Raw genomic sequence first — 16623 nt, 5'->3', positions numbered from 1 at the left:
CTTCCCCTCCTATGCGGCGCGTGACGAGGGTGCGCCGGCGGCGCGACCGGTGGCATCGAAGACCATGACGTGGCGCGGATCGATGAACACCTCGATGGTCTCGTCCGGCTCGAACTGGCGGATGCCATGGGTCAGCATCACCCAGCGCGCGTCGGCGTAGTTGAGGTGGACAAAGCTCTCCGAGCCGGTGATCTCTGTCACCGACACCTTGGCCTTGACGCCGACGGCATCGGTCGTGCGCTTCTCAAAAGAAAGATGGTGGGGCTGGAAGCCGATCGTATAGCTGGCGTCGGCAATGCCGGCGAGGTCGCCTGGCACCGGGAGGTCCACCCCACCATCAAGCTGGAAATTGCGGCCGCTCTTCTTCAACACGATGGTGTTGAGCGGCGGGTCGGCGAAGGTCCGCGCCGTGATCAGGTCGTCCGGCTTGCGGAACACCTCGATCGTCTGGCCGAACTGGGTGATGCGGCCTTCCGACAGCGTGGCCACATTGCCGCCGAGCAGAAGCGCTTCATGCGGCTCGGTCGTGGCATAGACGAAGATCGCGCCAGTTTCGGCGAAGATCCTAGGCAGTTCGGCACGCAATTCCTCGCGCAATTTGTAGTCGAGATTGGCCAGCGGCTCGTCGAGCAGCACAAGCCGGGCATTCTTGACGATGGCGCGGGCAAGTGCGGTGCGCTGCTGCTGGCCGCCCGACAGGTTGAGCGGGGTGCGGTCGAGATAGGGTGTCAGCTTGAGCAGGTCGGCGGCGCGCTTGACCTCCTGTTCGATCCTGGCCTTGTCGGCGCCGGCGACACGCAGCGGCGAGGCGATGTTCTCGTAGACCGTCATCGCCGGGTAGTTGATGAACTGCTGGTAGACCATGGCGATGTTGCGCTTCTGCACCGGCACGCCGGTGACGTCGACACCGTCGAACCAGACCGAGCCCGCGGTCGGCTTGTCGAGCCCGGCCATCAGCCGCATCAGGCTGGTCTTGCCCGACAGCGTCGGCCCCAGCAGCACATTCAGGCTGCCGTGCTGAAGCGCCAGCGAGACGTCGCGGATATGATCCGTGCCGGCCACCGTCTTGGTTACGTTGCGCAGTTCGAGCATAAATCCTCCTCCCAGAGGCAGACGCAGGCGGGCAGGCCTATTCTGCCGCGGCGTTGTGCACGCCTGGGCTCATTCCTTGCAGAAATTCATCGAGTGCCGCGGCCTGCTCCTTGCTGAGCTTCAGGCCCCGCTTGGTGCGCCGCCACAACACGTCCTCGCCGCTCACCGCCCATTCATGGGCGACGAGATAGCGGACCTCGGCCTCGTAGAGATCGGCGCCGAAATTGCGCCCGAGATCGGCTTCCGACTTCGCCAGGCCGAGCAGCGTCCTGGCGCGGGTGCCGTAGAGCCTTGTCAGGCGGCGGGCGAGGCGCATGTCGAGGAAGGGGTAGGCGGCCTTGAGCTTGACCACTTCGGCGTCGAAGCCGGTCGCCTCGAACTCGCCGCCCGGCAGGGCGGCGGTTGCCGTCCAGGCCTTGCCCTTCTTGCCCAGCTGCTTCTCGATGATCTCGAGCATGGATTCGGCAAGACGGCGATAGGTTGTGATCTTGCCGCCGAAGATGTTGACGATCGGCGCGCGGCCTTCGCCGCCATCTGATTTCAGCACATAGTCGCGTGTCGCTTCCTGGGCCTTGCTGGCGCCGTCGTCATAGAGCGGGCGGACGCCGGAATAGGTCCAGACGATATGTTCGGGTTTCACCGGCTCGGCGAAATATTCGCTTGCCGCCTCGCAGAGATAGGTGATCTCGGCCTGGCTGATCCTGGCGGTGTGGGGATCGCCTTGATAATCCTGGTCGGTGGTGCCGATCAGGGTGAAGTCTTCCTCGTAAGGAATGGCGAAAATGATGCGCCCGTCCTTGTTCTGGAAGAAATAGGCGCGCGGATCGTCGAACTTCTTCGCCACCACGATGTGGCTGCCCTGGACGAGCCGCACATTGTGGACGTTGTTCTGGCCGACGGTTTCGGTCAGCACATGGTCGATCCAGGGGCCAGCGGCATTGACGATGAGCCGCGCCTTGACCTCTTCGACCTGGCCGCTGCGCAGGTCCTCGACGCGGATGTTCCAATGGCCGTTGTCGCGGCGCGCGCTCGTCACCTTGGCCCGGGTGCGGATGACAGCACCCCTGTCGGCGGCGTCGCGGGCGTTGAGCACGACAAGCCGCGCATCGTTGACCCAGCCGTCGGAATATTCGAAGGCGCGCGCAAACATCGGCTTCAGCGGCTTGCCGGCGACGTCGCTGTGCATGTCGAGCGTGCGTGTCGGCGGCAACAGCTTGCGGCCGCCAATATGGTCGTAGAGGAACAGGCCGAGCCGGATCAGCCATGCCGGGCGCAGGCCCTTGGCATAGGGCAACACGAAGCGCATCGGCCAGATGATGTGCGGCGCGTTCTTCCACAGCACCTCGCGTTCCATCAGCGCTTCGCGAACCAGGCGGAACTCGTAATGTTCGAGATAGCGCAGCCCGCCATGGATCAGCTTGGTCGAATAGGACGAGGTGCCGGAGGCGAGATCGTTCATTTCGGCAAGGTAGACGGAGTAGCCGCGGCCGACCGCGTCGCGGGCGATTCCGCAGCCATTGATGCCGCCGCCGATAACGAAGATGTCGTGGATTTCGGGTCTGCTCACGCCTTCGCCGCCTTTTCGCACTGCAGCAATTTAAGCACCATTCGAAGCTCGATTTGGATTATTTCGAACTGAAAATGAATGTCAAACGAAATATAGCGCTGATCGCAGGCTGACATGCTGACGTTGTGTCAGGGGCAGGGGCTTGGCGTGTATCCGCCAGTTTAGACGGCTAAAAGCCTATAAATGGGCGGAATCTTCTGTTTTTTGCCAGGCGAAACACTGTTGCCCTTGGGCAATGCAGGACAATTCCCGGTTGTGATCTTCGTTTTCAGCCTTCATTGACCAAAACGAAAGTGGAATTTCCGGTGCATGTCGCGGCGGCAGGCGGCGTCTGTGCAGCCGGCTGTGGACAACAAAAAGCCGGGGCCGCGTCGGCGGCCCCGGCTGCAGATGGGGTTCGGGAAAGTCAGTGGGGGAAGAAGGCGAAGCGGATGACGAACAGGATCGCCACCAGCCAGGTCGCGGCATGGACTTCACCGGGACGGCCGGTGAGCAGCTTGAGCGCGGCGTAGCTGATGAAGCCGAAGGCCAGGCCGTTGGCGATCGAGTAGGTGAAGGGCATCATCAGCGCCGTCAGCGCCGCCGGTGCTGCCTCGGTGATGTCGGCCCATTCGACCTCGACCAGTTCGCGCATCATCAGACAGGCGACATAGAGCAGGGCAGGTGCGGTTGCATAGGCAGGCACCGAGCCGGCCAGCGGCGAGAAGAACAGCGCGGCGAGGAAGAGCACGCCGATGACCAAAGCGGTCAGGCCGGTGCGGCCGCCGGCCTGCACGCCCGAGGCGCTTTCGACATAGGCCGTCGTGCTCGAGGTGCCGAGCAGGGAGCCCGCGACGATGGCCGTGCTGTCGGCCAGAAGGGCGCGGCCGAGGCGGTTGGGCTTGCCCGGCTCGATCAGCCCGGCGCGCTTGGCGACGCCGATCAGCGTGCCGGTGGCGTCGAAGACCTCGACCAGCACGAACACCAGGATGACATGGACCAGGCCGGCATGCAGGGCGCCGACGACGTCGAGCTGCAGGAAGGTCGGCAGGATCGACGGCGGCATTGAGACGATGCCGTTGAACTGGCTGACGCCGAGCGCCATCGAGGCGATGGTGATCACCAGGATGCCGATCAGGATCGCGCCGCGCACCTTGAGCGCGTCGAGGGCCGCGATGATGAAGAAGCCGGCGATGGCAAGCAGCGTCCCGGTCTGGCTGACGTCGCCCAGCGTCACCAGCGTTGCCGGGCTGGCCACGACGATACCCGAGCTTTTCAGCGCGATGATGCCGAGGAACAGGCCGATACCGGCGGCAATGGCGCTGCGCATCGAGTGCGGGATACCGGCGATCAGCCAGCTGCGCACGCCGCTGACGGTCAGGATCAGGAAGATCACGCCTGAAATGAACACCGCGCCCAGCGCCTGCTGCCAGGAAAAGCCCATGGCGCCGACGACGGTAAAGGCGAAGAAGGCGTTCAGGCCCATGCCCGGCGCCATGCCGATCGGCCATTTCGCCACCAGGCCCATGATCAGCGAGCCGATCGCCGCGGCAAGGCAGGTGGCAACGAACACGGCGTTGCGGTCCATGCCCGTCGACGACAGGATCTCCGGGTTGACGAAGATGATGTAGGCCATGGTCAGGAAGGTCGTGACACCGGCGATCACTTCGGTCCGGACCGATGTCCCTTGTTCCTTCAGGTTGAAATACTTCTCAAGCACTCTTTGCTTCCTCCCAGACGGTTAGGGGGCAGCCTGGTCCTGGCGCAGGCTTACCGACGCACCCATGCTTTCCCCGCATGACCGCCGGCGTTTTCCTGCCGAACTCCTGCTGCCCTCTCGTGCCGACCCAGGACGCGTCTTTGCGTCTCCACCCCGGACCGGCTTCCGCCAACAAATGGCGCAAGGCATGATTGCCTGCGCAAACGTGGCCTAAATTCTGCCTGATGCAGCCATCGCACAAGTGGCGGTTGCTTTAAGCAGTTTCGCGTTTTTGTTGATGAATCCGATCCGTTCGGACGATGCCTCAGGCGAGCAGAGCCTGGCCGGTTGCCGGGTCGAACAGGTGCAGCGCGTCGTCGTCGACGGCAAATGCCGCGACGTCACCCTGGCCGACCCTGGCTTTTGGCGCAAGACATGCGGTGAGCTTTTGCTGGCCGATGCGGGCAGTGGCGACAAGCTCGGGTCCGGTCAGTTCGACCACTTCGATCCGCACCGGCAGCACATGGCCACCGGCCTGATTGCCAGCCTGGTCAAGTGACGCCAGCCTCAGCGCCTCCGGCCTAATGCCGAGCGCAAGCCGCGCCTTGTCGCCTATGAGCGTCCTGAAGCGGTCGGGCAGGGGCAAGCGAATGTCGGACCCGACGATTCGTAGTGCGCCATTGTCGACCTCGACATCGATTATGTTCATCGGCGGGGCGCCGACGAAGCCGGCGACATAAAGCGTGGCGGGCTGGTTGTAGATCTCTTCCGGCGTGCCGAGCTGTTCGATGCGCCCGTCCTTCATCACCGCGATGCGTGTCGCCAGCGTCATCGCCTCGATCTGATCGTGGGTGACATAGACGACGGTCGTCTTCAGCATCTGGTGCAGACGCTTGAGTTCGGTACGCATTTCGAGCCTGAGCTTGGCGTCGAGATTGGACAGGGGCTCGTCGAACAGGAACACCTGGGGTTTGCGCACCAATGCCCTGCCGATGGCGACGCGCTGGCGCTGTCCGCCGGAGAGCTGGCTCGGCTTGCGGTCGAGCAAGGGCTCGATCTGCAGCAGGCGCGACGCCTCCGCGACGGCCTTCTCACGTTCGGCAAGCGGCACCTTGCGCATCTCCAGGCCGAAGCCGATGTTCCGGCGCACGCTGAGATTGGGGTAGAGCGCATAGGACTGGAACACCATGGCGATGTCGCGGTCCTTGGGATGGACGCCGAGGATGGACCTGCCGGCGATGCGGATGTCGCCGCTGGTGGCTTCGGCAAGTCCGGCGATGATGTTGAGCAGCGTCGATTTCCCGCAACCCGACGAGCCGAGCAGGACGAGGAACTCGCCGCTCTGCAGCGCGATGTCGATGCCTTTCAGCGTCTCGACCGCGCCATAGCTCTTGCGGATGTTTTCGATGTCGAGCGCACTCATGCAAATTCGTCCCTGATCTCGGGCAACCCGCCATAGAGGCGGGGCAAGGTGGAAACGGCACGCGAGGCGACCTGCACGCCCGCGGTGAGGCAGGCAGCCAGCGGCCGGTCGCCGGCCAGCGCCGCCAGGAAAGCGGCGTTGAAGACGTCGCCGGCGCCGATCGTGTCGATGACCGTGACGACGGGTGCTGTCACCGACACCAGTTCGCCGCCGGGGCCGATGGCGACGGCGCCGTCCGGCCCGCATTTGACGACCAGGATCGCGCCTTCGGGCATGCTGCGCCACAAGGCGACTGCGGCTTCGGCCGGACTGTCGAGGCTTGCAAGCGTCGTTGCCTCGACTTCGTTCAGCAACGCACAGTCGCAATGCGCAAGCCATGTCCGCGTCAAGGCGCAGTTGTGCTCGGTCCAGCCGTCGGGTGGCCAGCCGGTGTCGAGCACGACCGAGATGCCATGGCCATGCGCCCAGTCGAAGAAGGCGTCGTAGTCGCGCGTAAGCTCGGTGGTCAGGAACGCACCACAGAGCAGGGCGTAGCCGCCGGAAAGCTGCGCGCCGTCGAGCACCGACAACACATCGGCCAGGCTGAAGCGGGGCAGGTGGCCATGGGTGGTGAAGAAGGTGCGTTCGCCGTCGGGATGGGTGATGCCGACCGAAAGCGTCGTGCGCTCGGCAGCGACCGGCCATCTGGCGGCCCGATCGCCGAAGGCGTCGCGCAGCCACAGGCCGAACTGGTCGTTGCCGACATTGGCTGCGATCTCGAAGTCGACGCCGAGCGCATCCCAGGCAAGCGCGCTGTTGCCCGCCTGACCGCCGACCCGCAACTCGTCATGGTCGACGATGATCTCCGTTCCTGCCCTCGGCCAGGGTGCTGTCGGCCCCAGGATGAGGTCGACATTGACGTTGCCGATGACAGCAAGTGGCCGCATTCATTCGCTCCGCGTGATCTTGGTCGAGCGCACCGGCGTGCCGGCGTCGTCGACACGGGCATCGGCAAAGGCGATCATCAGCCGCTGCGCCGTCGGCAGCATGGCAAAAATGGCGTCCATGCCGGTTGCCGGCTTGAAGCCAAGCGTGGTTGCCCCCGCTACCGGCGCCTCATCAGAGGAATCGAAGATGACGACGGCAGCACCGGTCTCGACTGCCGACACCGCCATGGCGGTGACAAGAGGTGCCGTCGGGTCCTTGCCGCGGAACAGCACGACCCCGATGTTGGGCCCGAGCATCTCCATCGGCCCATGCCGCAGCTGTCCGCCCTCGAGCGAAAAGCACGGCTGCCGCGACAGTTCGGTCAGGCCAAGCGCCAGCGCCTCGGCGACGCCCTGCAGGCGCCGGCCCGAGGTGACGACGGTGTCGACATCGGCCAAAGCCTTGAGCGCGGGACCGACATCGACGACCTCGGGCAGTTGCAGGGCGACAAGCGCCCCGCCCGGATGTTCGCCAAGCGCGGCGAGAATGGCGAGATGAAGCGAAAGCGTCACCGTCAGGCTGCGGGTCGCGGCAAAGGCGAGCTCGGTGCCGCCGACGCCGACCAGCGAAGGCGCTGTCCGGGCGAGGAACGAGCCGGCCTCCAGCGTCAGCCCGAAAGTCTCGCTGTTGCCGCCCGTCTCGGTGAACCAGCGCAGCACCTCGGCACTTTCGCCCGACTGCGACGTCATGATCACCGTGCGGTCATCGAGTGAAAGCCCCTGGCCGAGCTGCTCCGACAGCGGCAGGGCAATGGCGTCGATGCCGAGCGCGCGATAGAGCGGCTCGACCGCCCGGCCGACGGCGTGCGAGCCGCCCATGCCGAGCAGCAGCAGCCTGCCGGTCCTTTCGAGCGAGGCGGCGACCCGGGCCGCCATTCCGGCGTTTTCGGCGAAGGACGCCAGCGCGTCGCCATTCTGCCGCGCCATTTCGCGGTCGATGGCCAAGAGGCCGGCGGGTCTGGGCTTCGGTGAGGTCATGGTCATCATCCTTTCACGCCGCCGCTGGTCAGGCCCGAAATCAGGGCACGCTGCATGACGAGCCCGATCAGCACCGGCGGCAGGGCAGCCAGCACGCCTGCGGTGGCAATCAGACCGTAATCCGAGACGCGGCCTCCGGCGAGGTCGGCGATGGCGACCGTCAGTGTCTTGGCGCGCAGGTCGGAGGTAAACAGAAGCGCATAGAAGAACTCGTCCCAGGCCAAGAGCAGCGCAAACAGGGCCGACGTCGCGACAACGGGTGCTGCCAGCGGCAAGGTGATGATGCGCAGCGTCTGGAACAGGCTGGCGCCGTCGATCATCGCGGCTGCTTCGATCTCGCGCGGGATGGCGTCGAAGCCCGATTTCATCAGCCAGGTGGTGAAGGGGGCGAGGATGGTGAGATAGACCAGCGCCAGGCCGAAAATGTTGTTGAGCATGCCGAAATAGGCCAGGCCCATATAGAGCGGCACGGCGAGCGCCACCGGCGGCAGCATGTAGGTGGCGATCACCACCGACAGCGACCAGCCGACCTGAGGCGTGCGCGACACCGCCCAGCCGGCCGGGATGGCAAGGGCTATCGCCGCAATCGTCGCCATGCCGGCGATCCTCAGGCTGTTCCAGAGGGAGGCTGTGAAGGCAGCGCCCGCGCTGTTTTCGATTGTCGAAAGCAGCAAGGCGTAGCGGGAAAAGTCGACCTGTTGCGGCCACCAGTGCAACGGCTTGGCCGACAGGTCGGCCGCCGGCGAGATGCTCATGACGAACAGCCACAGCACCGGTGCCAGGATGACGACCGCCAGAAGCAGCGCTGCGGCATGGATGAAGATGGTGAAAGCCAGGCTCCTGCGTTCCATCAGCTCGCACTCCCCGCGGCTTTCCTGACAAGGGCCGCATAGGCGACGGCCAGCACGGTGACCAGCAAGGTGACGATCAGCGCCAGCGACGCGCCCGAGCCGGCGCGCTGGAACGAAAACGCCTCCTGATAGACCAGGATCGACAACGTTCTGGTCGAATTGGCCGGCCCGCCGCGCGTCATCACCCAGATGATGTCGAACACCTTGAAGGCCTCGATGGTGCGCAGCACCAGCGCCACCAGAAGCGGGCCGACGAGATAGGGCAGGATGACGAAGCGGAAGCGCGCGAGGGGCCCGGCGCCGTCGACCATCGATGCCGCGGTGATGTCGCGCGGCACGGTCTGCAAGGCTGCAAGCGCAATGAGGGCGACGAGCGGAAAGTTCTTCCAGCAGTCGGCGACGATCAGCGCCGCGAGCGCGGTGTTGGGCTCGCCGAGCCAGGAGCGGTAGGCGTCGAGCAGGCCTGCCTGGGTCAGTGCCGCGTTCAATGCGCCATATTCGGGATTGTAGATCAGCCGCCACAGCGTGGCGTTGACCACGGTCGGCAGCGCCCAGGGCAGGATCATCAGCGCGCGCAGCACGGTGCGGCCGTAAAACTGCTGGTTCAAGAGCAGGGCGGCGAGCACGCCGAGCACCATCTCCGCCGCCACCGAGACGACCGCGAACCACGTCGTGGTCACGAGCGTGCGCTGGAAGTTCGCGCCGGACAGCATCTTCACGTAGTTGTCGAGGCCGACGAAGCTGCCCTCGGTGCCGACGAGCCTGGCGTCGGTGAAGGACAGGCGGATCGTGTCGACGAGGGGCCAGCCGATGACTGATATCATGACCACGAGCAGCGGCAGCATCAGCAGCCATGCCCGGGTCGTCATCCATGAGCCCGACATGAGGCGACTCTTTTCAGTTGGAACGAAAGGGCCGGGCGACCGGCGCCGTCCGGAAATCACTTGAAGCCAAAGGACCGGGCCGCCGGAGCGGCCCAGAAGTTACTTGAACCGAAAGGGCCGGGCGGCCGGAGCCGCCCGGAAGTTTGGGGCAGTAAAGCTTAGAGACCGCTGTTTTCGGCAGCGCCCCTGAGCGCGTCTTCGGGCTTTGCCTGGCCGAGCAGCGATTCCTGGATCGCCTGCTGCAGCGCCGTCGACAGCTCCTGGTATTTCGGCGTCGTCGGCCGAGGATACATCGCAGCCAGGCCGAGCTTGGCAGCGGCGATCAGTTCTTCCTGGCCCTTGGTCACTTCAGGATCGTCATAGGACGAGGCCCAGATCGGCAGAGACAGCTTTGCATACTGGTTCTGGGTTTGCTGCGAGGTCATGAAGGTGATGAACTTCCAGGCTTCCTCGGGATGCTTGCTGGCGGTGGTGATGCCGAGGCCCATCGAGCCGTTGACCGCCGAGACCTCGCTCTTGCCCGCAACGCCCGGCGCCGGCACGACGCCGACCTTGCCCGCGACCTTGCTGTCCTTGGGGTCGTTGGCCATGTTGTACATGTAGGTCCAGTTGAGCGCGAAGGCGGCTTCGCCGTTCTGGAACACCTTGCGCACATCCTCTTCGAGGAACTCCTTGGAGTTCGGGTTCGTCAGGCCCGAGCTGTAGCTCGTCACCATGTAGTTCAGCGCATCGAGCCCGCCGCCGCTCTGGAAGGCCGGCTTGCCATCCTTGATGAAGTCGCCGCCATAGGCACTGACCAAAGTGGTGTAGTCGCAGATCGCCGCCTCCGCCTGCGACCAGCTCCACGAGATCGGCGTTGCCAACAGGCCCTTGTCCTTGATGATCTTGGCCTGCTCGGCCAGTTCGTCCCAGGTCTTGGGCGGGTTCTTGATGCCGGCCTTTTCCAGGATTTCCTTGTTGTAGAACAGGTATTTGGTGTCGAGAATCCAGGGCATGCCGTAAGACTTGCCGTCATAGTTGACGGTGGTCCAGGCACCAGGAAGCACACCCTTCTTCATCTCCTCGGTGATGCGCGCGGAGACGTCGACGAGCACGTTGTTGGAGGCATATTCGGCCGGCCAGATGACGTCGAACAGCACCACGTCGTAGCCGCCCGACCCCTGGGCCAGCACTGTCTTGTCGTGCAGGCCCTCGTAAGGCACGAATTCGAGATTGACCTTGATGTCGGGATTGGCCTTGGAGAAGGCCTCGGTCATCGCCCGCACGTCGGCCTCGCTATAGGCGGCCTGGGCCATGAACAGCGCGTTGATCGAGGTTTCGGCAAAGGCATGAGGCATGAAGGCGCCACTGATGAAAGCCGCGCCGAGCAATGTCCTGCTAATCGATTTCAACATTTGATCCTCCATTTTTGACTTATGCAAATCCGTCCGGCGGCGCGCTTCACGCTGCCGTCTCGCCTGGGAAAGCACGGGGCCTTTGCCTCGCGATCTGTCGCAAGCGGCTGTCCTGATCGAAAAGTGCGGCGGCTCCAGCCGCCTTTGGTTCCCTGGAACTCTCGCGGTTCCTCATTAAGTCAACTGACTTGACTTATTAGTTCTGCAATTATCTATTGGAGTCAAGAGGGGAAAACAGTTGAGCGACATCAACCCGATCCGCGCCACCAGCGGCACCAACCAGGAGGGCACCAGCGCCCACAATCGCCGTGTCATGATGGACGCGTTGCGGCTCAACGGAGCGCTGTCGCGGGCCGACCTGGCGCGGGCGACGCAGCTGACCAAGCAGGCCGTGTCCAACATCGTCGAGGAGCTGGAACGCGACGGTTTCGTCGTCTCGCTCGACGCGGTGAGAAAGGGCAGGGGCCAGCCCTCGACGCCTTACCGTCTGGTGCCCGAAGGCGCCTTTGCCATCGGCCTGCAGATCGACCGCCACCTGACCCGCGCCGTCGCCGTCGACCTTGTCGGCACGGTTCTGGTGCGCGCCGAGGCCAAGCTGCCGCCCGACGATCCGCATGGCGGCGTAAAAATCATTCTCGGCGTGGTCGAGAGCATCAGGCGCGACCTCGCCGCGATCTCGGCGCTATCCGAAAAGCGCATCGTCGGCCTGGGTGTCGCCATGCCCGGCCCGTTCGGGCTGGAGGAGTTCGGCGACAACAAGTGGATGATGCCGGCCTGGCAGAAATATCCGCTGCTGGAGACGCTGGCCGCCGGCACCGGCCTCGACGTCAGCCTGCAGAACGACTCCGCCGCCTGCGCCATCGCCGAGCGCATGGTGGGGGCCGCGCATGGGCTCGATCACGCCGTCTGCCTCTATGTCGGCTACGGCATCGGCGCCGGCCTGATCCTCAATGGCGAGCTCTACCGGGGCGGCAACGGCAATGCCGGCGAAATCGGCATGGCGCTGCTGTCGCCGCGCGGCAGCGATGGTGCGGTGCTCGAGCACCGGGCCTCGCTGGCCTCGCTCTACCAGCAGCTGGAGCTCGACCCGTCCGAAACCGGCCTCTACGACCATGTCGCGGCGCTGGCCCTGGCCGAAGACCCGGCGCTGATCGCCTGGGTCAGGGACGCGGCCATGGATCTGCGCTGGAGCGTCCAGCTCATCGAAACGCTTTTCGACCCGGAGACCGTGATCCTGACCAGCGGTGCGCCCGAGGTGCTGGCGCGGCTGATCCTCGAAGCGATGCTGCCGCTGCCGCTGTCGATCGCCAATCGCCCAGGGCGGACCTTGCCGCGCCTGCAGCTCGGCATCACCGACCCCTGGTCGATCGCCCTGGGTGCTGCCGCCGAGCCGATCGGCCGCGCCTTCGACCCACGCTTTTCGGCGATCCTGAAGACGCGCTCGGGGGCGTAGGGGTTTGTGCGTCAGTTCCTGATGTGAAAATAATTTGACAGGAAGGCAAATCTGAGTTTGCATCGGCATGCCTGATGATGCGAACGCGCGAGCTTTCGCTCAGGTGGGGAGAGATGCCGCGACAAGGCCGATCTCCCGCAGAGCATGATCAGAGCAGCCCGCTCAACCTACCAGTCGATGACGATCCGGAACTCGCAATTCCAGGGACAGGGCTCATAGCGCGACGAAGCTGACAACCAGCTGCGTCGGAGTGAATGAGAACCGACCTGGAGAAGCTGCATGTCCGTAGACCTGCTCGTCCGTGACGCATATGTGTATGTCGATCGCGGCTGGGAAATCGCCGACGGCTGGATCGCCGTCAAAGACAAGAGAGTTCATTCCGTAGGCAAGGCCGGCGACGAGCCGGTCGCCGCAAGGACCATCTCGGCGCATGGCCGGCTGGTCACGCCGGGACTGATCAACGCCCACCACCACATGTACCAGAACCTGACGCGGTCCTACGCGCCGGTGACCAATGGGTCGCTGTTCGAGTGGCTGACCGGGCTCTACCCGATATGGGCCGGACTGACCGAGGACTCGGTCTATGCCTCCACCTATGTCGCGATGACCGAGCTTTTGATGGGTGGCTGCACCACCTCGATGGACCACATGTATGTCCATCCCAGGCCCAGGCTGATCGATGCCCAGATCCGCGCCAGCACCGATATCGGCTTCCGTTTCTACGCGACACGCGGGTCGATGACGCGTTCGGTCGAGCATGGCGGCCTGCCGCCGGCCTCGGTGGTGCAGCGCGAGGACGACATCCTCGAAGACAGCGTCCGGCTGGTGGAGCGCTACCACGATGCCGGGCCGGGCGCGATGACGCGGGTGGCGCTCGCGCCGTGCTCGCTGTTTTCAGTGACCGAGCGGATCATGTCGGAATCGGCTGGGTTGGCCGACAAATACGATCTCCGGCTGCACACCCACCTCGCCGAGGATCCCGAGGAGGACAGATATTGCGCCGAGGTCTATGGCTGTACGCCGACCGAATATTTCGAGCGTGTCGGCTGGGCCAGCAAGCGCTCCTGGGTCGCACATTTCATCTATCCGACCGATGCCGAGATCGGACGCCTCGCACATGCCGGCGTCTGTGCCACCCAGTGCCCCTGTTCGAACATGCTGATCGGCGGCGGCTCGGCCGACGCCATGGGGCTGCGCGCCCGCGGCATGCGCGTCGGCCTTGGCTGCGATGGCTCGGCTTCGACCGACCATGCGTCGATGTGGCTGGAGGCGCGCACGGCGCTGTTGCTCGGACGCTATCGCAACGGCCCCCATTCGATGTCGGCGCGCGATGCACTCGACATTGCGACGCGCGGTGGTGCTGCCTGTCTCGGCTGGGAGGATGAGATCGGCCATCTCAGGCCGGGCGCCTGTGCCGACCTTGTCGTCTGGAGCATGTCGGATGTGGCGCTTGCCGGCGCCCATAGCGATCCGGTCGAAGCCTGGCTGCGTTGCGGCCCTGCCGTTGCCGGCACCACCGTCGTCGCCGGCAAGGTGCTTGTCGAGGACTGCCGTCCGGTCATGGCCGAACTCGGCGACGTGCTGCGCGAGCATGCCCGCCATTCGCGCCGCATGCAGTGCCTCGAGGCCTGACCGTCACCAGCTCATTTTCACCTGATGCCGCCGAGGCGGCTCATACTTCTGGGAGGAGGTATATCAATGACTGATCATGTTCATGCCCATATGGGCGAGCTTGAAGCTGTCGACGGCGTGGTCGGGGATGTCGAGGAGGTCATCCCCACCAGGCGTCGTTTCGCATTGGGACTGCAGCAGGCGCTCGTGTCGAACGCCTGGCTCGATCCCATCTTCATCGCTTCGGTGGCCGGGTTCTCCGCCACGCTGGCGACAAATCTGGTGACCGCCACCTTCCTTGCCGCAGGCGTGGTGACAGTCATACAGAGCACCAGGCTGGTCCGCCTGCCGGTGGTGCAGGGGCCGTCCTCGGCCTTTTCGCCATTGGCCATCGGCTATTACAAGGCCGGGACGATTTCCGCGGCAAGCCTCGGCCTGATCATCGGCGCGGCACTCGTCTTCCTTGCCGCCGTCTGCGGCCAGTTCGCCAGGCTCAGGCGGCTGCTGTCGCCGGCCGTCTCCGGAACGATCATCACCCTTGTGGGCGTCGCACTGGCGGGTTTCACCTTCATGGAGTTCTTCGGCGGCATCGGCTCGCCAAGCTTTGCCACGGGATCGAGCCTGTTCCTGGCCTGTGTGACGACGGCGGTGGTACTGGTCAGCGCCGCGTTCGGCGGCAGCTTGCGCATGTTCGGCTTCCTGACGGCGCTGATCGTTGGCGACGTGCTGGCCCTTGGCCTCGGGCTGCTCGACTTCTCCGCCGTCGGCCAGGCGCCCTGGCTGGCCTTCCCGAAACTGCTGCCCTATGGCGCGCTGAGCTTCGATCCGGCGATCACCATCACCATGTGCATCGTCTTCGTCGTTGCCGTCGTCGAGGCGATGGGCATGTATGAGGCGACGGCGCGGCTGACAGGCACAGAACTCGACGATCGCCGCGTCAATGCCGGCATTGCAGGCGAAGCCGGCGGTTCGATGCTGGCTGCCCTGATCGGTGGTTTCGGCACCACCGCATACGCCCAGAATCTCGGCGTCATCAGGCTGACCGGCGTTGCCAGCCGCCATGTCGTTCGCGTCGCCGGCTTCATCTTCATCGCTTTGGCATTCCTGCCCAAGGTCGCAGCGGTGCTGGTGGCGACGCCGGCGGCGGTTGTCGGCGGGCTGTTCCTGCCGGCGGCGGCAACCGTGGTCATGACCGGCATCCAGATGGCGAGCCAGGACCGGGGTTCACCTGTCAAGAACATGGTGGCCCCGCTCGGCCTGATGGCGGGCTTGGGCATTCCTGCGCTGGCCGGGGCCCTGTCGGGCGGGCTGCCTGAGATACTGGGCGAGATGCTGACGCATTCGATCGTCGTCGGCGCGGTGACTGTCATCGTCGCCGAGATCGTCCTGGTGCGCCTTCCCGAGCTCCTGCGCGCGCGCTGAAGCCGGAGCGCGACCGGGCAGACCCCCTCGGGACGCGTTCGGACGCGTCCCGGGCGCTACAGGTGGGTGTCCAGCCTGAGCACGGCATTGAGCAGCGTCTGGGCGCCTGCCTGACACTGCTCCCTGGTCGACGATTCCGCTTCATTGTGGCTGAGGCCGTCGCGGCAGGGGATGAAGATCATCGCTGTCGGTGCGACACGGGCGATGTAGGCGGAGTCGTGACCGGCGCCGGAGTGCAGCCTCAGGCTGCTGTAGCCGGCGGCCGCGGCACCCGAGGCAACGGCGTCGATGCAGCTGACGTCGAACTTGACGGCCGGGCTGCGCCAGATCTCGGTCAGGCTGCAGGTCAGGCGTTCGTCGAAACAGGCGTGGATCTTCTGCCGCAGCGTCGCCTCCATGGCATCGAGCTCGTCGTCCTCGGGGTGGCGCAGGTCGACGGTCATGGAGATCTGGCCGGGAATGACGTTGCGCGAATTCGGATGGACTTCGAGGCAGCCGACCGTGCCCATGCTCGACGCATGTGATCTGGCGATGCGCTCGACCAAAAGCACGATCTCGGCCGCCATCACCAGCGCGTCGAGGCGTGCATCCATCGGCGTCGAGCCGGCATGGGCCTCGACGCCCGTTATGACGAGGTCGTACCAGCGCATGCTCTGCACGCCTTCGACGATGCCGATGTCCTTGCCCCGCCGCTCCAGCACAGGGCCTTGTTCGATGTGCAGTTCGAGCATTGCCGCCATTCTGATCGACCCTGCCTGCGCCTTGCCGCGGTAGCCGATCGCATCGAGCGCGTCGCCGAAACTTGTGCCGTCGGTGGCCTGACGGGCGTCGGCATAGGCGCGGTCGAAGACCCCGGCATGCACGCCCGAGCCGAGCATCGCCGGGCTGAAGCGCGAGCCTTCCTCGTTGGTCCAGTTGACCAGCATCAGCGGATGCCGTGTCTCGTAGCCGCTTGCATCAAGGCAACGCAGGATTTCGAGGCCGGCCAGCACGCCGAGGATACCGTCGAATTTGCCGCCGGTCGGCTGGGTGTCGAGGTGACTGCCGATGGCGATAGGTTCGAGCGTAGGCTCGGTGCCGGGGCGGGTGAAGAACATGTTGCCGACCTCGTCGATATCAGTCCGGCAGCCAAGCGCCTCGCATTGGCGAACCAGCCAGTCGCGGACGGCGCGATCTTCTTCGGTCAGTGTCAGCCTTTTGATGCCGCCCTTGGGCGTGCCGCCGAAACAGGCCGTCTCCATCAGCGACTGCCACAGGCGGTCGCCGTCGACGCTGAGGTTCGGCATGGTCACAACGCTGTCCATG

13 protein-coding genes are annotated in these 16623 nt (G+C 65.0%); 3 read left to right on the top strand and 10 right to left on the bottom strand.

The features are described 5' to 3' along the window. Positions 1–9 precede the first annotated feature (9 nt). The 9 genes from SLT36_RS19785 to SLT36_RS19745 form a co-directional block, all read right to left on the bottom strand. On the bottom strand, positions 10–1092 hold the full coding sequence (locus SLT36_RS19785) for an ABC transporter ATP-binding protein (protein ID WP_432284055.1): 1083 nt from the start codon (positions 1090–1092) through the stop codon (positions 10–12). 37 nt (positions 1093–1129) lie between these two features. Further along, entirely contained in the window at positions 1130–2659 is a 1530-nt protein-coding gene (glpD, locus tag SLT36_RS19780) for a glycerol-3-phosphate dehydrogenase (RefSeq protein WP_432284054.1), read from the bottom strand. Positions 2660–3065: 406 nt separating this feature from the next. Then, positions 3066–4358, bottom strand: a complete 1293-nt coding sequence (locus tag SLT36_RS19775; RefSeq protein ID WP_432284053.1) for an NCS2 family permease — start codon at positions 4356–4358, stop codon at positions 3066–3068. Positions 4359–4662: 304 nt separating this feature from the next. Next, positions 4663–5760 (bottom strand): ABC transporter ATP-binding protein, encoded by a 1098-nt coding sequence (locus SLT36_RS19770; protein ID WP_432284052.1) that lies wholly within the window; start codon positions 5758–5760, stop codon positions 4663–4665. Beyond that, positions 5757–6686, bottom strand: coding sequence for a PfkB family carbohydrate kinase (locus SLT36_RS19765; protein ID WP_432284051.1), 930 nt, complete (start codon positions 6684–6686; stop codon positions 5757–5759). The genes SLT36_RS19770 and SLT36_RS19765 overlap by 4 nt, the downstream gene beginning before the upstream one ends. Further along, positions 6687–7703 (bottom strand): SIS domain-containing protein, encoded by a 1017-nt coding sequence (locus tag SLT36_RS19760; RefSeq protein ID WP_432284050.1) that lies wholly within the window; start codon positions 7701–7703, stop codon positions 6687–6689. 5 nt (positions 7704–7708) lie between these two features. Continuing rightward, positions 7709–8554: a carbohydrate ABC transporter permease gene (locus tag SLT36_RS19755; protein WP_432284049.1), complete on the bottom strand. Its 846-nt coding sequence runs from the start codon at positions 8552–8554 to the stop codon at positions 7709–7711. Next, positions 8554–9438, bottom strand: coding sequence for a carbohydrate ABC transporter permease (locus SLT36_RS19750; RefSeq protein WP_432284048.1), 885 nt, complete (start codon positions 9436–9438; stop codon positions 8554–8556). Before SLT36_RS19750 ends, SLT36_RS19755 begins: the two co-directional genes overlap by 1 nt. Positions 9439–9596: 158 nt before the next feature. Beyond that, positions 9597–10832 (bottom strand): extracellular solute-binding protein, encoded by a 1236-nt coding sequence (locus SLT36_RS19745; RefSeq protein WP_432284047.1) that lies wholly within the window; start codon positions 10830–10832, stop codon positions 9597–9599. A 238-nt stretch (positions 10833–11070) separates the two neighbouring features. Here SLT36_RS19745 and SLT36_RS19740 point away from each other — a divergent pair, with 238 nt between their 5' ends. From SLT36_RS19740 to SLT36_RS19730, 3 genes are all read left to right on the top strand, one after another. Next, positions 11071–12285, top strand: coding sequence for an ROK family transcriptional regulator (locus SLT36_RS19740; RefSeq protein ID WP_432284046.1), 1215 nt, complete (start codon positions 11071–11073; stop codon positions 12283–12285). A gap of 279 nt (positions 12286–12564) precedes the next feature. Then, positions 12565–13917, top strand: coding sequence for an 8-oxoguanine deaminase (locus tag SLT36_RS19735; RefSeq protein WP_432284045.1), 1353 nt, complete (start codon positions 12565–12567; stop codon positions 13915–13917). A gap of 66 nt (positions 13918–13983) precedes the next feature. After that, entirely contained in the window at positions 13984–15318 is a 1335-nt protein-coding gene (locus SLT36_RS19730; RefSeq protein ID WP_432284044.1) for a uracil-xanthine permease family protein, read from the top strand. A gap of 56 nt (positions 15319–15374) precedes the next feature. On the opposite strand, the gene SLT36_RS19725 is transcribed toward SLT36_RS19730, so the two are convergent. Beyond that, a complete protein-coding gene (locus SLT36_RS19725) occupies positions 15375–16622 on the bottom strand; it encodes a Zn-dependent hydrolase (RefSeq protein WP_432284043.1) in 1248 nt (415 codons plus the stop codon). Between the last annotated feature and the right edge of the window lies 1 nt (position 16623).

The organism is Aminobacter sp. BA135 (assembly GCF_050859125.1).
Classification (GTDB): Bacteria; Pseudomonadota; Alphaproteobacteria; order Rhizobiales; family Rhizobiaceae; genus Aminobacter; species Aminobacter ciceronei.
Note: the sequence above shows the minus strand (reverse complement) of the source record. Positions and strands in the feature narration are given on the sequence as shown.